The organism is Shewanella sp. SM87 (genome assembly GCF_025653705.1).
GTDB lineage: Bacteria > Pseudomonadota > Gammaproteobacteria > Enterobacterales > Shewanellaceae > Shewanella > Shewanella oncorhynchi.
Window position 1 is genome coordinate 1 of the sequence record NZ_JAKKSC010000105.1, and the last position, 500, is coordinate 500.

The following is a 500-nucleotide window of genomic DNA, read 5'->3' on the forward strand; positions in this document are numbered from 1 at the left end:
GTTTGATTGGCCTTTCACCCCCAGCCACAAGTCATCCGCTAATTTTTCAACATTAGTCGGTTCGGTCCTCCAGTTGATGTTACTCAACCTTCAACCTGCCCATGGCTAGATCACCGGGTTTCGGGTCTACACCTTGCAACTAAACGCGCAGTTAACACTCGGTTTCCCTACGGCTCCGCTATTCGCTTAACCTCGCTACAAAATGTAAGTCGCTGACCCATTATACAAAAGGTACGCAGTCACGGTCTCAAGAACCGCTCCCACTGCTTGTACGTATACGGTTTCAGGTTCTATTTCACTCCCCTCACAGGGGTTCTTTTCGCCTTTCCCTCACGGTACTGGTTCACTATCGGTCAGTCAGGAGTATTTAGCCTTGGAGGATGGTCCCCCCATATTCAAACAGGATGTCACGTGTCCCGCCTTACTCGTTTTCATCAATGGTTAGTTTTCATGTACGGGGCTATCACCCTGTGCCGCTGCGCTTTCCAACGCATTCCACT

1 rRNA gene is annotated in these 500 nt (G+C 50.0%); it reads right to left on the bottom strand.

Annotated features, from left to right (window positions below):
- Positions 1–500, bottom strand: a 23S ribosomal RNA gene (locus tag L5M11_RS23875); the annotation flags it as partial.